We start from the raw sequence: 19,313 nt of genomic DNA, 5'->3' as shown, positions 1-19,313 counted from the left end.
GTCACGAACCTTCCGAGGGACGAGGCGTGGTGGTGGACGGCGGGAGGCCGCCGTTGAACCGGGTGTCGGTGAAGTCGGCGAAGTCGACCTTGCCCGGGATGAGCTTCAGTTCGGCGAAGGTGTCGACGATCCGCTGTTCGGAGGCGATGAGCGGCTTGTCGACGGCCACCGCGATCCGGGTGGTGTACGTCCGCCTGACCGCGGCCAGCGCCACGTCCTCGGGCAGCCCGGTGTCCTTCGCCCAGACCCTCGCCCACTCCTCCTCGTGGGAGTACACCCACGCGTAGGCCCGCCGCAGCCGCTCCAGGTAGTCCTTGATCGCGGCGGCCTTCTTCCGGTCCTTCAGTGCGCTCGGCGCCGCCACCTGGAAGGTCAGCCCGTTGGTGATGCCGTCGCCGGTGGTCAGCACGCGGCCCTGCCGCGCCTTGAGGACCTGCGAGGTGTACGGGTCCCACACCGCCCACGCGTCGACCCTGCCGGAGGTGAACGCGGCCAGCGCGTCGGCCGGCTGGAGGTACCTGACCTTGACGTCGGCCAGGCTCAGCCCGGCCTTCTTGAGGGAGGCGACCAACTGGTAGTGGGCGGAGGAGCCCTGGGCCACGGCGACCGACCTGCCCTTGAGCTGCGCGGTCCCGGTCAGCTTCGAGTCGTTCGGTACGAGGATGGTGTCGCCCTTGGACGTGCCGTGCCAGGCGGCCACCACCGTGATCTTCGAGCCGGCGCCCGCCGCGAAGACCGGCGGGGTGTTGCCGACGCCGCCGATGTCGACGGCCCCGGCGTTGACGGCCTCCAGGAGTGGGGGACCGGAGGAGAAGGTGGACCACTTGATCTTGTAGTCGAGGTTCTTCAGCTCTCCGGCGGCGCGCAGGACGGCCTCCGAACCGCCCTTCTGGTCACCGACGTCGAGGGTCAGGGAGCCCTGGCCGTCGGTGTCCGTGGAGGTCTCGGCCGCCGAGTTCCCGCCGCAGGCGGTGACCAGGAGCGCGAAGGGCAGGAGGAGCGCGGCGGGGACGAGTCGTCGTCGCATGGTGATTCCGTTCCGGGTGGGTGATCAGGCGGCTTCGGCGGCGGTGTCGACGCCGAGGCGCTCCAGGAGACCGGCGCGCAGTTCGGCGAACCGGGGGTCGGTGATGTCGCGGGGGCGGTCGAGGTCGATGCGCTGCTCGTGTGCGATGACTCCGTCGTCCATCACGAGGACGCGGTCGGCGAGCAGGACGGCCTCCTCGACGTCGTGCGTGACGAGCAGGACCGCGCAGCCGCGCCGCTGCCACACCTCGCCGACCAGGCGCTGGGCCCTGATCCGGGTGAGCGCGTCGAGCGCGCCGAACGGCTCGTCGAGCAGCAGCAGATCGGGCTCGCGCACCAACGCCCGTGCCAGGGACGCGCGTTGCGCCTCGCCGCCGGAGAGCGTCTTGGGCCAGGCGTTCGTACGGTGATCCAGGCCGACCTCCTTGAGCGCCTGCTCGGCCACGGCACGATCGGGCTTGCCCGGCAGGCCCAGCAGCACGTTGCGCCATACCTTCTTCCACGGCATCAGCCTCGGCGCCTGGAAGGCGACGGCCTTGCGACGCGGTACCAGGACGGTGCCCTCGATGTCGCGATCGAGGCCGGCCAGGATGCGCAGCAGGGTGGACTTGCCGCAGCCGCTGCGCCCGAGGAGGGCGACGAACTCGCCGGGCCGTACGTCGAGTTGGAGCCGGTCGATGACGGCACGTCCGTCGAAGGAGCGGGTCAGCCCCTCGACGTGCACGGCCTGTGTGGCCTGGGTAGCCTTGGCACTCACCGGCCGGTGAACGTCGGTCGCCATTGCAGCAGCAGCCTTTCGAGGGAGCGGACGACGAAGTCGGCGAGGAGGCCGAGGAAGGCGTAGACGATCAGGCAGACCACGATCACGTCGGTCCGCAGGAAGTCCCGCGCCTGCACCATGAGGAACCCGATGCCGGAGTCGGCGTTGACCTGCTCGGCGAAGACGAGGGCGAGCCAGGCGATGCCGAGCGAGTAGCGCAGGCCGGTCAGGGCGCCCGGCAGCGCGCCGGGCAGCACGACGTGCCGCACGAGCCCCCACCTGGACAGCCCGAGGGACTCACCGGCTTCGATCAGTTGGGCGTCCACCCCGCGGATACCGGCGTAGACATTGAGGTACAGCGGAAAGGTCACGCCGAGCGTGATGATGGCGACCTTGGGTGCCTCGCCGATCCCGAACCAGATGATGAACAGCGGGATGAGCCCGACGAACGGCACGGTCCGCAACATCTGCACGGGCGCGTCCACGAGGTCCTCACCGATCCGGAACAGGCCCGAGAGGAGGGCGAGCCCCGTCCCGACGACGGCGCCGAGCGCCAGCCCGGCGGCGACGCGCTGGAGGGAGGCGCCCATCGCCGAGGGCAGCGAGCCGTCGGCGATCAGATCGCCGGCGACCTGGGCGATGCGGCCGGGTGAGGCGAGGACATCGGCGGTCAACACGCCTGTGCTGCTGAGCAGTTGCCACAGGACGAGGAGCAGGACGGGTCCGGTGGTGCGGCGCAGCCAGCGCGGGACGCGGGTGCGGCGGGAGGAGGCGGGGAGGAGGGGGACGACATCGACGGAGGACGATGCCGGAAAGCTGGATTTAAGGGGAATATCCCTCTCGGGAGAGCTGGGTGGGGCATGGCTGATGCTCATGACTGCTCCAGGGGCGACGAGCGTTCGATGGAGACGCGTGTCAGCGCCGCCGGGTCAGGTCAGGACCGGGCGGGTGCGCGCGAGAAGCGTGGGGTGAAGATCGGAGGTGGGCGTCAGCAGCCGCGGCGACACGCGGCGGAGGCCACCCGCAGCAGGTCGATGTGACCGCGCGTGGTGAGCAGGGCTGGACGCAACATGCCGCCGAAAATAGCCACATGGCGCTTCCATGGTCAACGGCGTCTCGCGGAATGGACCTCGCGTGTCACGGCTCGGCTTGTCCCCGGCCGTCTCCTGACGTGTGAACTCCGGGGCATGGGTGAGGATGGAGGACATGTCAGACGCCTTCACCACCCGAGTTCTGAACGTCGCCTCCGGCTCCTCGGAGCGGGTCGTGGACCTCACCCGCGACTGCGAGGCCTTCCTGCGGGACGTCGCCGCGGACCGCGACGGCCTCCTGAACGTCTTCGTGCCGCACGCGACGGCCGGCATCGCGATCATCGAAACGGGCGCCGGCAGCGACGACGACCTCCTGGCCGCCCTCCACACCCTTCTCCCCGCCGACGACCGCTGGCAGCACCGCCATGGCAGCCCCGGCCACGGCCGCGACCACGTCCTCCCGGCGTTCGTCCCGCCTCATGCGACGCTTCCGGTGCTGGGCGGGCAACTGGAGCTGGGGACCTGGCAGTCGGTGTGCCTCGTGGACACGAACCGCGACAACCCGAACCGGCAGGTGCGGTTGAGCTTCCTGGGCTGAGCGCCGGGAGTCCGGCTGAGCGTCGGGAGCCCGGGCCGGTCAGGGTCCCACGCATCCCCGCGCCACACGCTGGCGCACCACCCGCGGGCTGTCGGCCCGCAGGTCGGCCCGCCCGCCGCCCCGCCCGCCGTCCGGCGTCGCCGGGCTGTGCGCGGCGGGTGCGGGTCGGCCCTGGAGGCGGGACAGCTCGCCCGCACAGCGCTGCAGGGCCACTTCCAGGACGTCGGGCATGGTCAGGGTGCCCGTGCCGTCCGGTGGGACCAGCCAGCGCAGCGCGCCCCAGCGGCAGTGCGGGGCGGGAGCGGTGATCCACGTCCCCGCACCGAGCAGGCGCACGCCCGTGCCGATCCACACGGTCTGCGGCTCGGGAGGCAGCAGGAAGCCCACATGGCGACGCCGGGTGTCCAGCAGGCAGGGCCCCGGGTCGAGCACCGGCACCTCCTCCAGCAGGTCGGCGACGCGCAGCCCGAGCTGTTCCGGCACGATCAGCACGTCCCAGAACCGCCCGGCCGCCAGGAGCGTGACTCCGCTGCTGCCGTTCTGCCACTCGTGCTTGCAGGCGCCCGGGTCCTCCGACGCGGCGGCCAGCCACTCCACTGACTTCGTCCACTCCGTGAGTGCCATGAGGAGCCTCCTTGTGTGCGCCGCCGGACGAGGTGCGGGCCGGTTCACGGTTCGTTGGCGTCCTCAGTGCACCGGGTGCCACGTGCCGCGGCCATCCGCCCGGAGCTCAATTCCCCGTATGGGGCGAGCGCCCGCGCGCCAAACCGGCAGATATATGCACGGCGTGCGCCCCCGAGCCGCCCTGGCTCACAGCTGACACCCGGCACGCCGAGGACGACGTGCCTATGCGCCTCACCAGTCGTCGACGTCGTACAGGGCTCCTGAGACATACGGGTCATAGCGTCGTCGCGACGGCGACGGCTGTGCCGGCGGCAGGCTCGCCTCACGCAGTGCGGCGCACCACGGACAGTCGTCGGTGTCGTCGCTGTCGTCGCGCATGCGGGAAATGGCGAGAACGTGCTCTCGTCCGTCGATGGAAACGGCTCCTGTCTCGTTCGTGGGCGGACGGTGCGGGCCGAGCCCACCCCTGCTCCATCCGGGGGACGGTCTCACCCGACCGGGTGGTGGCAGGGTCGGTCGGCGTACCACCGGCGCGCGCCTCGGCGTTGCCCGGGCATGGACAGTAGTGAGACGGCGCGGCGTGTGCTCGGAGGCGATGCCGCACCCATGTCGTACGTCGTACCGGCCACCGGCGTTCGGGGCCGGCCGTCGATCTATGCGGCGCTGGTCGCGGAATGGCACGCCAAGGGCCGTGCCGTGCCCGGGCGCCGGGACGGATGGCGGGATTCCGTGACCACCACCGACGGCCAGGCCGTCACTTCCTGGGCGGTGGGCCTGTGGAGTGGACTGGCCCGGGCCTTCGACGCCGAACCGGCGGACGAGCGGCACCCCGGGGCGACCGAGCGTGTGCCGGCCGTGGTCGTCCCCCGCGGCCTTCCCGGACCGGCGGGCCTGTGGGAGTGGAGCAGCAGCAGCGGACGCGTCAGGGCCTCCTCGCCGCCTACGGCCGACTGACGCGCACCGGTGCGGCGGGAGCGCCGCCGGCCTCGCGCAGCGCCAGTTCCACGACGTCGGGGTTGTACAGGGCGCCGGTGCCGTCGGGTGGCAGCAGCCACTCCAGGCGCCAGCCCGTGGACCGGTGGGGCGGCGGCGCGGCGACCCAGGAGCCCCGGCCGACATGCCGTACGCCGGGCCCGACCCACTCGGTGGCCGGGTCGGGCGGGAGGAAGAAGCCGACTCTGCGCGCCCCGCAGTTCACCAGGACCGGGCCGGACGCCCGGACCTGCGCACGTCTGAGGAGGTCCAGGGCGCTCAGGCCGAGTTGCTCGGGAACACTGAGCACGTCCCACAGCCGCCCGGCCTCCAGCAGCACCGCGTCCGCCCCCTGATCCCACTGCTCCTTGCACGTCCGAGGATCCGTGGCAGCCGCGGCGAGCCATTCGACGGCCTGCTTCCCCATGGTGCGTTGCATGTTCCACCCCCAGCACTCTCGGCCTGCCGACCAGGTCGGAGCCCTTCATGCTGGTGGATATTTCTATGCGCCGGAAGGGGTGGCGCGGCCTGGCGCAGGCTGGCGATTCCGTTCGGCGTGTTCGAGGCGCGCACGACAGTTCGTCGTCGCTGTTCGGGGAGAGGCGGCTGGGACACCAGTCGCCTGCGTGTACCTGACGGGCTGACAGATTCAGGCGATCTACGGTGGCTTGATGAGACTCGTGCCCAGCTGGGCCCTGCTTTCGTCGGGATGCGCGCCTGTCGCGCTGATCGCGGGCTGGACGATCGCGGCGCTGCTCGAAGGGCCCGCCTACGACCCCGCCACACAGACGATCAGCGTCCTGGCGGCCTACGGCGCCGCGGGGTCCTGGGTGATGACCGGGGCGCTGGCCGCCCTGGGCGTCTGTCATGTGGTCACCGCCTGGGGGCTGCGCCCGGCCGCGCTCCCCGGGCGTGTGGCGCTGGGTGCCGGCGGGGTGGCCGCCTGCGCGGTCGCTCTGATCCCGCCTCCCAGCAGCGGGGGATCCCTGCGTCATGGTTCGGTCGCCGCGGTCGGCTTCGCCCTCCTCGCGGTGTGGCCGGTTCTGGCCGCTGATCGCAGTGGTGCCGCACCCTGGGGCCTGCGGCCCGCACCCTCCTTCGCGGCGACCGGCCTGATGGTGTCCGGCGCGGCCTGGTTCATGCTCGAGATGCATCAGGGCGGTGCCGTCGGCGCCGCCGAACGCCTGGTGACAGCCATCCAGTCCCTGTGGCCCTTCGTGGTCGTCGCCTCCTGCCTCCGCCCGCCTCGACAGGAGTCGGGGCGGCCGACGTAACCGTGCCGCTGGCAGTCGGCCGGCGCGCGCGTCAGGTTCCCTTGTGTCGGTGTGTCCTGTATCACTCTTCTGGGCTTGAGTGAGGGGCGGGGGTGTGGTGCGTACCCATCCGTGACGAGTGGGCCCAGGATGCGAGGATGAGGGCCGTCATGACTGCTGGGTGGGGTGTGCGCACGATACGGGCCGCGGTGTTCGCGGCCGTCTGTGTGCTGCTCGCCGCCCTCGGTCACGTACTGATGTCGGGCGCGAGCGTCCCGTGGTGGACGTTGGTGGCCGGTGCCCTCCTGACGGGGGGCGCGGGCTGGTGCCTGGCGGGCCGTGAGCGCGGCCTCCCCCTGGTCGTGTCCGTCGTGGTCGTCGCCCAGGGCGGGCTGCACGCGGCCTTCGAGTTCGCGCAGTCCTCCACCGTCTCCGGGCGGGACATGGTGGGCCTGTCCACACATACGGCCTCCCCGCACTCCATGGGTTCCGAGCACATGGGCTCCGCGGACATGGGTTCCATGAGCTCCATGGACATGGGGCACATGGGCCTGAGCCACATGAGCATGGGCCACATGGACGCAGGGCACATGGGTGCGGGCCACATGGGCGTGGGCCACATGGGCGTGGGCCACGACATGACCGGCACGTCATCGCTCGGCATGCTCGCCGCCCACACTCTCGCCGCGCTGCTGTGCGGCCTGTGGTTGGGCCACGGTGAACGTGCCGCGTTCCGCATCCTGCGGACCGTCGCCGGATGGCTGGCCGCCCCGCTGCGGCTGGCGCTCGCCCTGCCCGTACCGCCGCACCGCCCGCGCCTGCGGCCCCGTCGCGGTCGTTCCGACCGGGCGCCGCGGCTGCTACCGCTCGTCCACACGATCACCTCTCGGGGGCCTCCTGCGGGAACCGCTGTCGTCTGAGACAGCCGGTTCCCCGAGGCCGTACGGACACGGACGTCGACGCGTCGACGCCGACCGTGCCTCGGGCCACGGCCGTACCTGCCGTACGGCCGTATCCCGCGACCCCGGACTCCTCCGTACGGCGTGCCGCACGTCTCGCGTGCCCTGGTGCCCCGGCGGCGACGCCGTCGTGCCCGTCGCGCCCGCTGTCGTGGCCCGCCGTGCCGGAGCCCGGTCTACCCGAGAAGGACTCAGGTGATCACTCCTGCCCTGCCCTCCTCACGCGTGGCACGCGTGAGACAAGCGAAGGCGGACAAGACCTCCCCATCGGCCTCCTGCGACGAGTCGACGACCGCGTGGGCGCTGGCCGCCCGCGGCGGCGACCCGGACGCCGCCGACCGTTTCGTGCGCTCCCTGCACCGTGACGTCGTGCGGTACGTGGCGTATCTCTCCGCCGATCCGCAGGCCGCCGACGACCTGGCGCAGGACACGTTCCTGCGGGCGCTCGGCAGCCTGCACCGGTTCGAGGGCCGCTGCTCGGCACGCGCGTGGCTGCTGTCCATCGCGCGCCGTGCGGTGATCGACAGCCACCGGTACGCCGCCGCCCGGCCACGGCTGTGCGACACCGACGACTGGACGCTGCTGGTGGAACGTGCCCAGCCGACCGGCCTGCCCGGCTTCGACGACGGCATCGCCCTGCTCGACCTGCTGGACACGCTGCCGGCCGAGCGCCGCGAGGCGTTCGTCCTGACCCAGCTGGTGGGCCTGCCGTACGCGGAGGCGGCCGAGATGAGCGACTGCCCCGTCGGGACGGTCCGCTCGCGTGTGGCCCGCGCCCGGGCGACCCTCACCGAACTGCTGGCCGACGCCGAGGCTGTGGTTCCGGCCGACGCCGTGGCCGCCTGACGAGGAACGCGGTGTCAGTCTCCCTGCGGGTCCCGCCGGGAACTGACGCCGCGTTCGCCCCGACTACTGGATCGGGTGGCGGGATCCGCCCCCCCCCACGATCACGAAAGGTGTGAACCATGAACGACATCGCGGGAATCGCGGGCCTGGACCCGGTGGCGACCTTCTGCGGCAACTGCGACTGCGGCTGTCCGCAACTGTTCGTCACCCCGCCGCTCCGGCCGAGCGCCGGGTGGTCCTCACGGACGACTTCGGGCAGCGCGTGCAGATGAGCGCCGACCAGTTCTCGTCGCTGGTCGCGGACGCCAAGTCCGGCAAGCTGGACGGCATCGTCACCTCCTGAGTTCCGGCCCTGCGCGGCCGCGCCTGGGGCGTGCTGATCGCTCGGGCGGTCGCACGCCGCAGGTCACCGTTCCTCGGCCACCGTCCGCAGGTAGGTGCCCAGCCGGGCGACGGCCGACGGGTTGCGGGGGCTCTCGACCAGGTCGGCGTAGTCCAGGACGAAGATCCGCTTGTGTTTGACGGCGGAGACGTTCCGCAGCGGCGCGTAGGAGAGCAGGAACCGCCTCTTCTGCTCGGCGCTCACATCGCCGTAGTCGCAGATCACGATGACGTCCGGGTCCCGCCGCACGACGCTCTCCCAGCCCGTGGTGGTCCAGGAGTCGGGCACGTCGTGCATGACGTTGACGCCGCCGGCCTCGCTGATGATCTGCTCGGGGGCGGCGTAACGGCCGGAGGTGAACGGCTGGTCCTGTCCGCTGTCGTACAGGAAGACCTTCGGCCGGTCGGCGCCGGTGGGGGCCATCGCGCGCACGTCGGCGATCTGCTTCTTGAAGTCGGCGATCAGCGTGGCGGCCCGCTTCTCCACGCCGAACAGCTTCCCGAGGTTGGTGAGATCGGCGTACAGGGCGTCCAGGGGCGGCATAATGCCGCGGGAGGCGTCCGTACGGCCGTTGCGGCAGGACTCGGTGAGGACATACGACGGGATGCCGAGCTTCCTCAAAGCCTCGGGGGTGAAGCCGCCCTCCTCGCGGAAGCCGTAGTTCCAGCCGGCGAAGACCAGGTCGGCGCGGGCGTCGAGGACGTCCTCCTTGGTGAGCTGGTCCTTCGACAGCCACTTCACCTTGTCATAGCCGTCCTTCCACGGCACACCGCTCAGATCGCCCTTGTCGTCGGGCATGGCGAACCCGGCCATGCGGTCCTCCAGACCGAGCGCGAACATCAGCTCGGTGATACCGATGTCGTTGGTGACCACGCGCTCGGGGACCTTGTCGTACGTGACCTGGCGGCCGCAGTTGGTGAGGGTGACCGCGGACTTCTTGTCGTCGGCCTTGGCCGACGGCTCGACGGTGGCGCCGCAGCCGGTCGCGGTGACGGTCGCGGCGAGGCAGAGGGCCGAGGCTAGGAGCTTGCGCATGTGGGTCCTTGGGGCAGGAGGTCGAACAGGAGCTGGACCACGCCGGTCTCCGGGTGCCGTACTGGATGGGCACGGACCCCGAACACGTCGGCGAGCAGGGCGGGTCGAAGGACGTCGTGCGGGGCGCCGGAGGCGACGACCAGGCCGCCCTCGACGACGTACAGGACGTCGCAGTGCGCGGCGGCCAGGTTGAGGTCGTGCAGGGCGGCCAGCACGGTCAGGCCGCTGGTCCGCACCAGCGACAGCACGTCCAACTGGTGGGCGATGTCGAGGTGGTTGGTGGGCTCGTCCAGGACGAGCACCCTCGGCTGCTGGGCTAGCGCGCGGGCGATGAGCACGCGCTGCTTCTCGCCGCCGGACAGGGCCAGGAACCCGCGGTCGGCGAGATGGGCGACGCCGGTGCGGTCCATGGCCGCGGCGCAGATCTCCCGGTCGGAGGCGGCCGTACGGTCCCGGTGCGGCAGCCGTCCCATGGCCACCACCTCGGCCACCGTGAAATCGAACTCGGCCGACGACTCCTGTGGCAGCGCGGCCAGCGCCCGGGCGGCGGCCCGCGGCGCCATGGCGTGCACGTCGTCCCCGTCGAGCCGCACCACGCCCCCGGACGGACGCAGCGCCCGGTACACGCAGCGCAGCAGCGTGGACTTGCCGCTGCCGTTCGGGCCGATCAGCCCCACGAACGTCCCGCTGTCCACAGCGAGTCGAATGTCGTCGACCAGTCGTGCCCCGGCGGCCTCGACCGTGACACCCTCGATGTCGAGCCGCACGCTCACCGACCTCCGAACGCGTAGCCGCCGCGCCGCATCAGCAGCAGGAACACGGGCACCCCGACGACGGCCGTGATCACCCCGACGGGCAGTTCGGCGGGGGCGAGCAGGAGCCGGGAGAGCAGGTCCGCCCACACCAGCAACACCGCCCCGGCGAGCGGAGCCACGGCCAGCACCCGCCGGTGGTCGGCGCCGACCAGCATCCGTACGACATGCGGCACCATCAGCCCGACGAACCCGATGGCCCCGCTGACCGCGACCACCGTCCCGGTCACGGCGGCGGTCACCAGGAACAACTCCCTGCGCAGCCGCGCCGGTCGGACACCGAGCGCGGCGGACGTCTCGTCGCCCATCGCGAGGGCGTTGAGCGCCTCGGCCCGCCCCCGCAGCCACGCCCACCCGGCCCCCACGGTCACCGCGACGAGCGGCACCTGGGCCCAGGTCGCGCCGCCCAGACTGCCCAGCAGCCACATCATCGCCGACCGGGCGGCCTCGCCCCGGGCCGCTCCGAACACCATGACGGTGGTGACGGCCTGGAAGCCGTACGCCAGCGCCGTCCCGGTCAGGATCAGCCGCAGCGGGGTGAGGCCGTGCGGCGAGCGGGCCACGGCGTACACCAGCGCCGTCGCCGCGAGCGCCGACCCGAAGGCCGACAGGGACAGCGCCCAGACCCCCAGTCCCGCCAACGCTCCCAGCAGGATCACGGCGTTGGCGCCCACCGCGGCGCCCGAGGAGATGCCCAGCACGAACGGATCGGCGAGCGCGTTGCGCACCATCGCCTGCACGGCGACCCCGACGGCGGCGAGCCCGGCCCCGACGACGGCGCCGAGCACGACGCGCGGCAGCCGGATCTCCCAGACGATCGCGTACGCGGCGGCGTCCCGGGCGTCGAGGGTCCCGCCGGTCAGCCCCGCCCCGAGCAGCCGGAAGACGTCCGGCCATCCGATCCCGGCGGCCCCGAGCCCGACACCGCACACGAGGGAGACGAGCAGGAGCAGCCCCAGCCCGAGGACGAGCGGCACGACGGGCACGCGTGACGCACCGGGACTCGACGTCGGTGCGCGTGTCGGACTTCGGTGCACGAGCGGGCGGTCCTTCGCCTGGGGCCGCCTGTGGGCGTCAAGCGGGGAGACGCCCGCACGACCGCGCCGGTCGCGTGGCCCCCTCTCGCAGTCCACGGCGAGCAGTCAACGGGTCGCGGCCACCACGGGCGATCGGGCTCGCGCGACGGACCACCAGGTCCCCGCGCACACCGTTGCGGGTCAGCGCCGGACTCTCACCGGACTTCCCCCGCGGGAGGCCCCGGGAGCGTAGCAGACGGGGCTTCGGGGACCGGGGGCGAGGGCGGTCGCGCTGTGCGAAAAGGCGTTGTCAGTGGGCCGTGTTATCCAGGAGGTCGTCCAGGAAGGGAGAACCGGAGGTGGCCCGATGCTGATCGACACGACCGCTCCACTGGCCCGAGCCGCCGTCGAGGCGATCCGGACCGGCGACGTGGACGCGTTGCGGGACCTGCTCACCGCGCACCCGGCGCTGGCCACGGCACGGCTGGGCAACATGAAGACCACGCGCACACTGCTGCACGTCGCCACCGACTGGCCCGGCCACCCGCCCAACGGGCCTCGGACGGTGGCCGCACTGGTCGCCGCCGGCGCGGACGTGGACGCGCGGTTCACCGGCGCCCACCGTGAGACCCCGCTGCACTGGGCGGCCAGCTGCGACGACGTGCCCGTCCTGGACGCCCTGCTCGACCTGGGCGCGGACATCGAGGCCGACGGCGCGGTCATCGCGGACGGCACGCCGCTGGCGGACGCGGTGGCCTTCGGGCAGTGGAACAGCGCGCGGCGACTGGTCGAGCGCGGTGCCCGCACCACGCTGTGGCAGGCCGCGGCCCTCGGCGAGGCCGACCGGGTCGCCGCCTGCTTCACGTCCGAGCCCGACCCGCCCACCGCGCGGACCGTCACCGCCGCCCTGTGGTGCGCCTGCCACGGCGGACAGCAGGAGATGGCCGACTACCTGCTGCGACGCGGTGGTGACATCAACTGGATCGGTCACGACGGGTTGACCGCGCTCGACGCCGCGCACCGCTCGGGCCACCCCGCGCTGGTCGCGTGGCTGCGTGATCAGGGGGCGAAGTCCGCCGAGGAGTTGGCCTGAGGCCCGACGGACGAGGCGGGCCACGCCCTCGGCCGACGTGCGCCCACGGACCCAGGGGGGAAGACTGGGACGCGGTGGGGCCGACGCGCCCTGCTGACATCGACACGAGGTGCGAACGGAACCGCGCACCACGCCCCCGCAGCCCGCCCGGACGTCATGCGCCGCGATCCGTCCGCGGTTCACCGTCTTCACACAAAGGGGCCGACCATGGGCGGCATCGACGGAACGGCAATTGAAGGTCTGCGCGAGGCGCTGAGGGGGCCTGTCATCACGCCGCGGGACCCGGGCTACGACGAGGCCCGCAGCATCTACAACGCCATGATCGACCGACGCCCGGCGGCCATCGCGCAGTGCGCGGACGTGGCGGACGTGCGGGCCGTGCTCTCCTTCGCCCGGGACACCGGAGTGGAGCTCGCGGTGCGCGGGGGCGGCCACAGCGGACCCGGACTGTGCCTGGTCGACGACGGCCTCGTCCTCGACCTGTCGACCATGCGCGGCGTGCGCGTCGACCCCGGCGCGATGACCGCACAGGTCGCCGGCGGCGCCCAGCTCGGCGACCTGGACCACGCGGCCCACACGTTCGGCCTGGGCGTGCCGGCCGGCATCATCTCGATGACGGGCGTCGGCGGCCTCACCCTCGGCGGCGGCCACGGCTACCTCACCCGCAAGTACGGCCTGACCATCGACAGCCTGCAGTCCGCCGACGTCGTCCTCGCCGACGGAACGTTCGTCACCGCGTCCGAGGACGAGCACCCGGACCTCTTCTGGGCGCTGCGGGGCGGCGGCGGGAACTTCGGCGTCGTCACGTCGTTCACCTTCCGGCTGCACCCGGTGGACACCGTCGGTGTCGCGGTGACGGTGTGGCCGGTCGACCGCACACCGCAAGTGCTGCGCTGGTACCGGGAGTTCCTGCCCGCCGCACCGCAGGACCTCTACGGCTTCTTCGCCGTGCTCGTCATCCCGCCCGGACCGCCGTTCCCCGAGCCGATCCACGGGCAGAAGATGTGCGGCGTCGTCTGGTGCTACACCGGCGACCTGGAGGGCGACCGCCTGGAGCGGACGCTGGCCGCGGTGAACGAACCCGCGCCGTCCGCCTTCCACTTCACCACGCCCATGCCCTACCCCGGCCTCCAGGGCATGTTCGACACGCTGATCCCCAAGGGCTACCAGTGGTACTGGCGCGGCGACTTCTTCGACACGATCTCCGACGCCGCGATCGACGTGCACCACAAGTACGGCGAGAACATCCCCACCGCGCTGTCGCTGATGCACCTGTACCCCGTGGACGGCGCCGCCCACCAGGTCGGCGCCGACGACACGGCCTGGGCGTACCGGGACGCCGTCTGGTCCGCAGTGATCGCCGGAGTCGACCCGGATCCGGCCAACGCCGACCTGATCCGGCAGTGGTCCGTCGAGTACTGGAGCGAACTGCACCCGCACTCCATGGGCGGCTCCTACGTCAACTTCCTCGGAGAGGCGGAGAGCACGGACCGCGTCCGTGCCACCTACCGCGGCCACTACGACCGGCTGGCGGCGACAAAGCACACCTATGACCCGGACAACTTCTTCCACGCCAACCAGAACATCCCGCCGGCGACCGGCTGACCATCGCCGCCCCCGTCGTCCATCCGCGAACCGCCTGGGGTAGGGTCGCGGGCGTTGTCCGCTACTGACTGGTAGTGCGCCGGTGCGCGGAGTGTCGAAGGGTGGCGAGCAGATGGAGTCCCAGGTGGGCGGCAGCGGATCCGTGGGCGTCGACGGCACCCGGTTGGAGGACCTGGCTCCCCAGCCACTGCTGACCCGCGACTACGAGACGCGCCCCTCACTCGTGTACGAGCGGCTCAGGCAGCAGCACGGCCCCGTCGCACCGGTCGACCTGCTCGGTGTGCCCGCCTGGCTGGTCCTCGGCTACCGCGAGTCGCTCCAGGTGCTCCAGGACGACGACGGCTGGCCGAAGGGGCTGGAGAACTGGCGGGCCCGCTCGGCGGGCGAAGTGCCCGCAGACTGGCCGCTCGGGCCGTCGCTGGAGGTCAACCATGTGCTGATCCAGGGCGGCCCCGGCTACGGGCAACTGCGCACGGCGTGGGACGCCGCGCTCAAGCCCTTCCAGGACCCCGGTCACCCCCAGGCCAAGCGGCTCAAGGCGGCCGTCACCGCCTACGCCGACGAACTGATCACCCTGGTGGGGCAGGGCGGCGGCACCGGCGTGGCCGACCTGTCCGCGCAGTTCTCCCGACCGCTGCCGCTGATGGTGGCCAGTCATCTGCTCGGCTTCCCCGGTTCCCAGGGCGACGACGCGCTGATGGACATGTGGCGGGTGCTGGACGCGGGTCCGGACGCGGAGCCCGCCCTGGAGCGGCTGCTGGCGACACTGGTGGCACTGGCGGAGATGAAGCTCAAGGAGCCGGGCGACGACTTCCCCTCCCACCTGCTGGCCGCGCATCCCGGTCTCTCGCTCGACGAGTTGGCCCGTGAGCTGTTCATGCTGCTCGGCATGACCTCCGACCACGTCGGCATCCTCATGTCCAACACCGTGGTGGAGGTCATCTCCGGTGACGGTGACGGCGGCGTGCGCGCCAGCCTGTCCGCGGGGATGATCCGGGAGACCATGAACCGGGTGGTCATGCGCAAGCCGCCGCTGGTGAACTTCGTGCCGCGGTTCGCCGCCGAGGACACCCCGCTCGGCAACTACACGATCCGGGCGGGCGACCCGGTGTGGGTCTCCTCGGCCGCCGCGCACGCCGACCCGCTCTTCGCGGAGCACGTGGCGACGAGCAGCACGATCAGCACCCGGGCGCATCTGTCCTGGGGCGCGGGCCGTCGTCAGTGCCCGGCGCGCGAGCTCGCCTCGACGGTCGCGGCGGTCGGCGTGGGCCGCCTCTTCGAGCGCTTCTCCCACCTGGAGCTCGCCCTCCCGGCCGACCAACTGCCGTGGCGCTCCTCGCCGTTCATGCGGGGCCTGCGCTCCCTGCCCGTACGGTACGAACTCGCCTCCCGGCCCGGGCGCACCCCGGCCCCCGAGCCGGCGTCGGCGACGCGCGCGGCCGCACCGCGGACGGCACCGGACACGGACGCACCGGAGGGGACCGGACCGGTGCTGCCGGACCGGTCCGCCTGGCAGCGCTCCTCCCTGTGGCGCTACCTCACGGGCCTGATCCGCCGCTGACCAGGAGCGCCGCGGCCGCCTCCGTGATCGACTGGAGGGCCGTACGGCGGCGGCGTACGGTCGAATGGTGGCGGGACCAGCCCGACCCCCCGCCGATGGCGCGATGCCATGAGCAATCCCGAGCCGACACCCGAAGCACAGGCCACCACCCCGCAGGAGACGGACCGGAGCGATGGCCGTGGCAGTGGTATGGCGCTGTTCGTCATCGCGTCCTGCCAGCTGATGGTGGTGCTCGACATCACCATCGTGAACATCGCCCTGCCGCACATCCAGCGCTCGCTCGACTTCTCCACGGAGAGCCTGTCCTGGGTGGTCAACGCCTACACGCTCACCTTCGGCGGACTGCTGCTCCTCGGCGGCAGGATGGGCGACATCCTCGGCAGACGCCGCGTCTTCGTCTTCGGTGTGCTGCTGTTCGTCCTCGCCTCGTTGCTCGGCGGACTCTCGCAGAACTCCTGGCAACTCCTCGCCGCCCGCGCCCTGCAGGGCGTCGGCGGAGCCATCGCCTCCCCGACCTCCCTCGCCCTGATCAGTACGACGTTCCGTGAAGGGCCCGCACGCAACCGGGCGTTCGGCGTCTTCGCCGCGGTGTCGGCGGGCGGCGGCGCGATCGGACTGCTGGCGGGCGGCATGCTGGTCGAATGGCTCAACTGGCGTTGGGTGCTGTTCGTCAACGTGCCCATCGGGCTGCTCATCGTGCTCGCCACCCCGCGCTGGATCCGGGAGTCCGAGCGCCGACCCGGCCACTTCGACGTGGCGGGCGCGCTGACCTCCACCATCGGCATGGTGTTGCTGGTGTACGGGTTCATCCGGGCCGCGCAGGACGGCTGGCGGGACGCGCTCACGCTGGTCGCGTTCGGTGCGGCCGTCGTCTTCCTGCTGTTGTTCATCCTGGTCGAGCAGCGCTCCCGCCAGCCGATCACGCCCCTGCACATGTTCGCGGACCGCAACCGCGCGGGCACGTACGGCATGATGCTGAGCCTCGCCGCCGCGATCTTCGGCATGTTCTTCTTCCTCACGCTTTTCGTGCAGAACGTGCTCGACTTCAGCCCGCTCCAGGCCGGGCTGGCCTTCCTCCCGGTGAGCGCCGTCATCGCGGTCGGCGCGGGGCTGGCGTCCCAACTCCTGCCGAAGTACGGGCCCAAACCGTTCATGGTCACGGGCGCGATCCTGGCCGCCACGGGCCTCGCCTGGCTGACCCTGACCGACGTCCACTCCACCTACGCGGGCAGCATCCTCGGGCCGATGCTCGTCTTCAGCCTCGGCATGGGCATGGAGTTCGTGTCCCTGACCCTGATGGCGCTGTCCAACGTGGCCGTCCACGAGACGGGCGCCGCCTCCGGGCTTCTCAACGCCACCCAGCAGGTCGGCGGTTCCCTCGGGCTGTCCATCCTGGTCACCATGTTCGGCACGGCCAGCAACAACGAGGCCGACAAGCAGATCCCCGCCTTCCTGGCCCGCGCGACCCCCGCGGAGCGGCTGCGCTTCGAACGCACCGACCAGCTCCCGCCGCCCTATGCCGACGAGATCCTCACCGCGGGAGTCTCCGCCGCCTTCATCGTGGCCGCGATCTTCACCGCGATCGCCGCGGTGATCGCCCTCCTGGTCATCCAGGTCCGCCCCTCCGACCTGGAACGCCTCCGGGGCGGAGGGATGCCGACGGCCTGACCGGCGCGGTCAGCCGCCGATTCTGGCCGCGATGACGGGCGCCAGCCGATCGGCGATGGCGCGGTGGCCCTGGTCGTTGGGGTGGACGGAGTCCGTCAGGTCGCCGGAGCCCAGCCAGCCCGTGGTGTCGACGAAGGAGACCCGGGCGTCACCGCCGGCGACGGCCGCCTTGACGGCTGCCTCGGTCTGCGGGACGTAGCGGCCGCGGAAGGTCTCCAACGCGAAGATCCAGGCCCGCGGGTAGGCGGCGCGGACCTTGCGCAGCAGGCTGGAGTACGCCGACTGGAACTGCGTGGAGCTGACTCCGTGGCCCACGTCGTTGGTGCCCAGGTTGATCACGACGGCGTCCGCCTGGTACCGGGAGAAGTCCCAGTCGGGCGTGGCGGCGTTGGGGCTGAGCCTGCTGAACTGCTGTTCCAGGCCCACGCATCCGTCGGCCGTGGCGACCAGACAGGCACCTCCCTGGGCGATCTGCGTGTGCTCGGCACCGAGCCGTTCGCCGATCAGCCAGCCGTACGCGGTACGGGCGTTCTGCGAGGTGGTGGTGCCCACCGTGATCGAGTCGCCGACGAACTCGATCAGCTTGGCCGGGGCAGGCGGCGCGAAGGTGGTCGCTCCGCTGTCGAGGACCAGCCCCTGGAAGACGGCGTCGCCGCGGTACGAGCCGGCGACCACCTGGTAGTTGACCTGGAGGGTGTGGTTGCCGGGGGGCAAGGGCGACGGCGTCAGGTTCACGGTGCCCTTGACGTCGTCGTAGAACTTCACCGGCCCGTTGTCGATGCGCGCCCAGAAGTCGATGGTGTTGCGCTGCTTGAGCTTGACCGTGCGGCCGGTGAAGCCGGCCCGGTAGTACGCGCCGGCCCAGTACGGTGTGTAGAGGGTGCTGGAGCTGCGGGTGTCCCAGCGGCCGACGAACTTGATGTGGGGGTCGCCGGGCTGACCGGGAGCGGCTGCCCTGGTGGACACGTCGGCGGCGCCGCCCAGCCGGGCTGCGATGACGGGCGCCAGGCGGTCCGCGAACTTGGTGTGACCGGCCTCGTCGGGATGGCCGTTGCCGTCCTCGTAGTCGGTGCCGTCGGTGAGCCAGCCCGTGGTGTCTACGTAGTGCACCCGGCTGTCGCCGGAGCCGTTGCGGGCGCTGACGGCTGCCCTGGTCTCGGTGACGTAGCGCTTCTTGAGTGTCTGGACGGCGAAGAGATGGGCTTCGGGGTGCTTGGCCCGCAGGTCGCTCAGGAACCTGGTGTACGCCGCCTGGAAGGCGGAGCCGGACACCCCGTGTCCGATGTCGTTGGTGCCGAGGTTGATGACGACCGCGCTCGTCCGGTAGCGGGAGAAGTCCCAGTTCTGGTCGCCGGTGCTGCCGGTCCTGAAGTACTGGATGCTCAGTCCCGTACAACCGGACTGCGCGACCAGGCAGTAGCCGGCGCGGGCGATCCGGGTGTGCCGCATGCCCAGCCGCTCGCCGGTCTTCCAGGCGTACGAGTCGAGCGCCTGCCGCTCGGTGAGGGCGCCGGCGGTTATGGAGTCGCCGACGAACTCGACCAGCCCGGACGGCATGGTCGGACTGACCGTGCGCGCCCCGGAGTCCAGCACCAGGCCCTGGAACACGGTGTCGCCCGACCGGTAGGAGATCCGCAGGGTGTGGGTGCCGGGGGAGAGGGGCCGGGGAGTGAGGTTCACCGTCCCGCGCACGCCCGCGTGGAAGACGTCGGGTCCGCCGTCGATGCTCGCGTAGAAGTTGACCGCGTCCCGGGCCCTGACCTTCACCGTGGTGCCGGTGAAGGCCGTCCGCAGATACGCGCCGGACCAGTGGGGCACGGCGGAGGTGCCCGAACCGGTGTCCCAGCGACCCACGTAGACGATGTTGGGGTCGGACACCGAGCCGTCGCCCGCCGCCGCCCGGGCTGGAGAGCCGCCCGCCCAGGACAGCGAGAGGAGACAGGCGACGAGTGCTGCGGTGAGGAGGGTCGAGAGGGTGCGTCCGAGGTGTGGGGGTGTCTGCACGGGGATCCCTTTCACGTGGGGGTTGGGAGCGCTCCCATGTAGAACTGCGTTTCGAGAGAAGCAATGAA

General features: G+C 71.8%; 20 protein-coding genes, 1 pseudogene and 1 riboswitch. Of the genes and pseudogenes, 10 read left to right on the top strand and 11 right to left on the bottom strand.

Annotated features, from left to right (window positions below; all coding sequences use genetic code 11):
• Position 1: 1 nt before the first annotated feature.
• From ABZ078_RS19100 to ABZ078_RS19085, 4 genes are all read right to left on the bottom strand, one after another.
• Positions 2-1,027: an ABC transporter substrate-binding protein gene (locus ABZ078_RS19100; RefSeq protein ID WP_356576684.1), complete on the bottom strand. Its 1,026-nt coding sequence runs from the start codon at positions 1,025-1,027 to the stop codon at positions 2-4.
• A 24-nt stretch (positions 1,028-1,051) separates the two neighbouring features.
• Positions 1,052-1,807 carry an ABC transporter ATP-binding protein gene (locus ABZ078_RS19095; RefSeq protein ID WP_356576682.1) on the bottom strand — a complete coding sequence of 252 codons (756 nt, stop codon included), beginning with the start codon at positions 1,805-1,807 and terminating at the stop codon, positions 1,052-1,054.
• Positions 1,780-2,661 carry an ABC transporter permease gene (locus tag ABZ078_RS19090; RefSeq protein WP_356576681.1) on the bottom strand — a complete coding sequence of 294 codons (882 nt, stop codon included), beginning with the start codon at positions 2,659-2,661 and terminating at the stop codon, positions 1,780-1,782. Before ABZ078_RS19090 ends, ABZ078_RS19095 begins: the two co-directional genes overlap by 28 nt.
• Before the next feature lie 113 nt (positions 2,662-2,774).
• Entirely contained in the window at positions 2,775-2,858 is an 84-nt protein-coding gene (locus tag ABZ078_RS19085; protein WP_356576829.1) for a putative leader peptide, read from the bottom strand.
• Positions 2,859-2,992: 134 nt separating this feature from the next.
• Between ABZ078_RS19085 and ABZ078_RS19080 the strand changes: the two genes are divergently transcribed.
• A complete protein-coding gene (locus ABZ078_RS19080; RefSeq protein ID WP_356576679.1) occupies positions 2,993-3,415 on the top strand; it encodes a YjbQ family protein in 423 nt (140 codons plus the stop codon).
• Positions 3,416-3,454: 39 nt separating this feature from the next.
• Here ABZ078_RS19080 and ABZ078_RS19075 read toward each other — a convergent pair whose 3' ends face one another.
• Together ABZ078_RS19075 and ABZ078_RS19070 are read right to left on the bottom strand one after the other, a co-directional pair.
• Positions 3,455-4,039, bottom strand: a complete 585-nt coding sequence (locus tag ABZ078_RS19075) for a hypothetical protein (protein ID WP_356576678.1) — start codon at positions 4,037-4,039, stop codon at positions 3,455-3,457.
• A gap of 231 nt (positions 4,040-4,270) precedes the next feature.
• The gene (locus ABZ078_RS19070) at positions 4,271-4,417 is read right to left on the bottom strand and encodes a hypothetical protein (protein WP_356576676.1); all 147 of its coding nucleotides are present in this window, start codon (positions 4,415-4,417) and stop codon (positions 4,271-4,273) included.
• Positions 4,418-4,645: 228 nt separating this feature from the next.
• Between ABZ078_RS19070 and ABZ078_RS19065 the strand changes: the two genes are divergently transcribed.
• Positions 4,646-4,993, top strand: a complete 348-nt coding sequence (locus ABZ078_RS19065) for a hypothetical protein (RefSeq protein WP_356576674.1) — start codon at positions 4,646-4,648, stop codon at positions 4,991-4,993.
• On the opposite strand, the gene ABZ078_RS19060 is transcribed toward ABZ078_RS19065, so the two are convergent.
• Positions 4,980-5,438, bottom strand: coding sequence for a hypothetical protein (locus tag ABZ078_RS19060; RefSeq protein ID WP_356576672.1), 459 nt, complete (start codon positions 5,436-5,438; stop codon positions 4,980-4,982). The two genes, ABZ078_RS19065 and ABZ078_RS19060, sit on opposite strands and share 14 nt — an antisense overlap.
• Before the next feature lie 244 nt (positions 5,439-5,682).
• Here ABZ078_RS19060 and ABZ078_RS19055 point away from each other — a divergent pair, with 244 nt between their 5' ends.
• The 4 genes and pseudogenes from ABZ078_RS19055 to ABZ078_RS19040 all read left to right on the top strand — a co-directional run bounded on the left by ABZ078_RS19055 (position 5,683) and on the right by ABZ078_RS19040 (position 8,412).
• Positions 5,683-6,285 carry a DUF998 domain-containing protein gene (locus tag ABZ078_RS19055; RefSeq protein WP_356576670.1) on the top strand — a complete coding sequence of 201 codons (603 nt, stop codon included), beginning with the start codon at positions 5,683-5,685 and terminating at the stop codon, positions 6,283-6,285.
• A gap of 149 nt (positions 6,286-6,434) precedes the next feature.
• Positions 6,435-7,184 carry a hypothetical protein gene (locus tag ABZ078_RS19050; protein ID WP_356576668.1) on the top strand — a complete coding sequence of 250 codons (750 nt, stop codon included), beginning with the start codon at positions 6,435-6,437 and terminating at the stop codon, positions 7,182-7,184.
• A 273-nt stretch (positions 7,185-7,457) separates the two neighbouring features.
• Positions 7,458-8,069, top strand: a complete 612-nt coding sequence (locus ABZ078_RS19045) for a sigma-70 family RNA polymerase sigma factor (protein ID WP_356576666.1) — start codon at positions 7,458-7,460, stop codon at positions 8,067-8,069.
• A 119-nt stretch (positions 8,070-8,188) separates the two neighbouring features.
• Positions 8,189-8,412: pseudogene (locus tag ABZ078_RS19040) on the top strand (hypothetical protein).
• 63 nt (positions 8,413-8,475) lie between these two features.
• On the opposite strand, the gene ABZ078_RS19035 reads toward ABZ078_RS19040, so the two are convergent.
• From ABZ078_RS19035 to ABZ078_RS19025, 3 genes are read right to left on the bottom strand one after another with little or no spacing between them, the layout of a single operon-like run.
• Complete coding sequence (locus tag ABZ078_RS19035) at positions 8,476-9,486, bottom strand: ABC transporter substrate-binding protein (RefSeq protein WP_356576665.1); 1,011 nt, start codon at positions 9,484-9,486, stop codon at positions 8,476-8,478.
• Positions 9,471-10,253: an ABC transporter ATP-binding protein gene (locus tag ABZ078_RS19030; protein WP_356576663.1), complete on the bottom strand. Its 783-nt coding sequence runs from the start codon at positions 10,251-10,253 to the stop codon at positions 9,471-9,473. Before ABZ078_RS19030 ends, ABZ078_RS19035 begins: the two co-directional genes overlap by 16 nt.
• A 2-nt stretch (positions 10,254-10,255) precedes the next feature.
• Positions 10,256-11,284, bottom strand: coding sequence for an iron ABC transporter permease (locus ABZ078_RS19025; RefSeq protein WP_356576661.1), 1,029 nt, complete (start codon positions 11,282-11,284; stop codon positions 10,256-10,258).
• A 177-nt stretch (positions 11,285-11,461) separates the two neighbouring features.
• Positions 11,462-11,544: riboswitch (cobalamin riboswitch) on the bottom strand.
• A 137-nt stretch (positions 11,545-11,681) separates the two neighbouring features.
• On the opposite strand from ABZ078_RS19025, the gene ABZ078_RS19020 reads away from it, so the two are divergent.
• The 4 genes from ABZ078_RS19020 to ABZ078_RS19005 all read left to right on the top strand — a co-directional run bounded on the left by ABZ078_RS19020 (position 11,682) and on the right by ABZ078_RS19005 (position 17,241).
• Positions 11,682-12,407 (top strand): ankyrin repeat domain-containing protein, encoded by a 726-nt coding sequence (locus ABZ078_RS19020; protein ID WP_356576659.1) that lies wholly within the window; start codon positions 11,682-11,684, stop codon positions 12,405-12,407.
• A 207-nt stretch (positions 12,408-12,614) separates the two neighbouring features.
• Positions 12,615-14,012, top strand: a complete 1,398-nt coding sequence (locus ABZ078_RS19015; protein ID WP_356576658.1) for an FAD-binding oxidoreductase — start codon at positions 12,615-12,617, stop codon at positions 14,010-14,012.
• A gap of 112 nt (positions 14,013-14,124) precedes the next feature.
• The gene (locus ABZ078_RS19010) at positions 14,125-15,573 is read left to right on the top strand and encodes a cytochrome P450 (RefSeq protein WP_356576656.1); all 1,449 of its coding nucleotides are present in this window, start codon (positions 14,125-14,127) and stop codon (positions 15,571-15,573) included.
• A gap of 189 nt (positions 15,574-15,762) precedes the next feature.
• Positions 15,763-17,241: an MFS transporter gene (locus ABZ078_RS19005; protein WP_356576827.1), complete on the top strand. Its 1,479-nt coding sequence runs from the start codon at positions 15,763-15,765 to the stop codon at positions 17,239-17,241.
• Positions 17,242-17,250: 9 nt separating this feature from the next.
• On the opposite strand, the gene ABZ078_RS19000 is transcribed toward ABZ078_RS19005, so the two are convergent.
• On the bottom strand, positions 17,251-19,245 hold the full coding sequence (locus ABZ078_RS19000; RefSeq protein ID WP_356576654.1) for a GDSL-type esterase/lipase family protein: 1,995 nt from the start codon (positions 19,243-19,245) through the stop codon (positions 17,251-17,253).
• Positions 19,246-19,313 lie beyond the last annotated feature (68 nt).

Source organism: Streptomyces sp. NPDC006385 (assembly GCF_040612485.1).
Lineage (GTDB): Bacteria > Actinomycetota > Actinomycetes > Streptomycetales > Streptomycetaceae > Streptomyces.
This window is presented reverse-complemented; position numbering and strand designations above follow the sequence as displayed.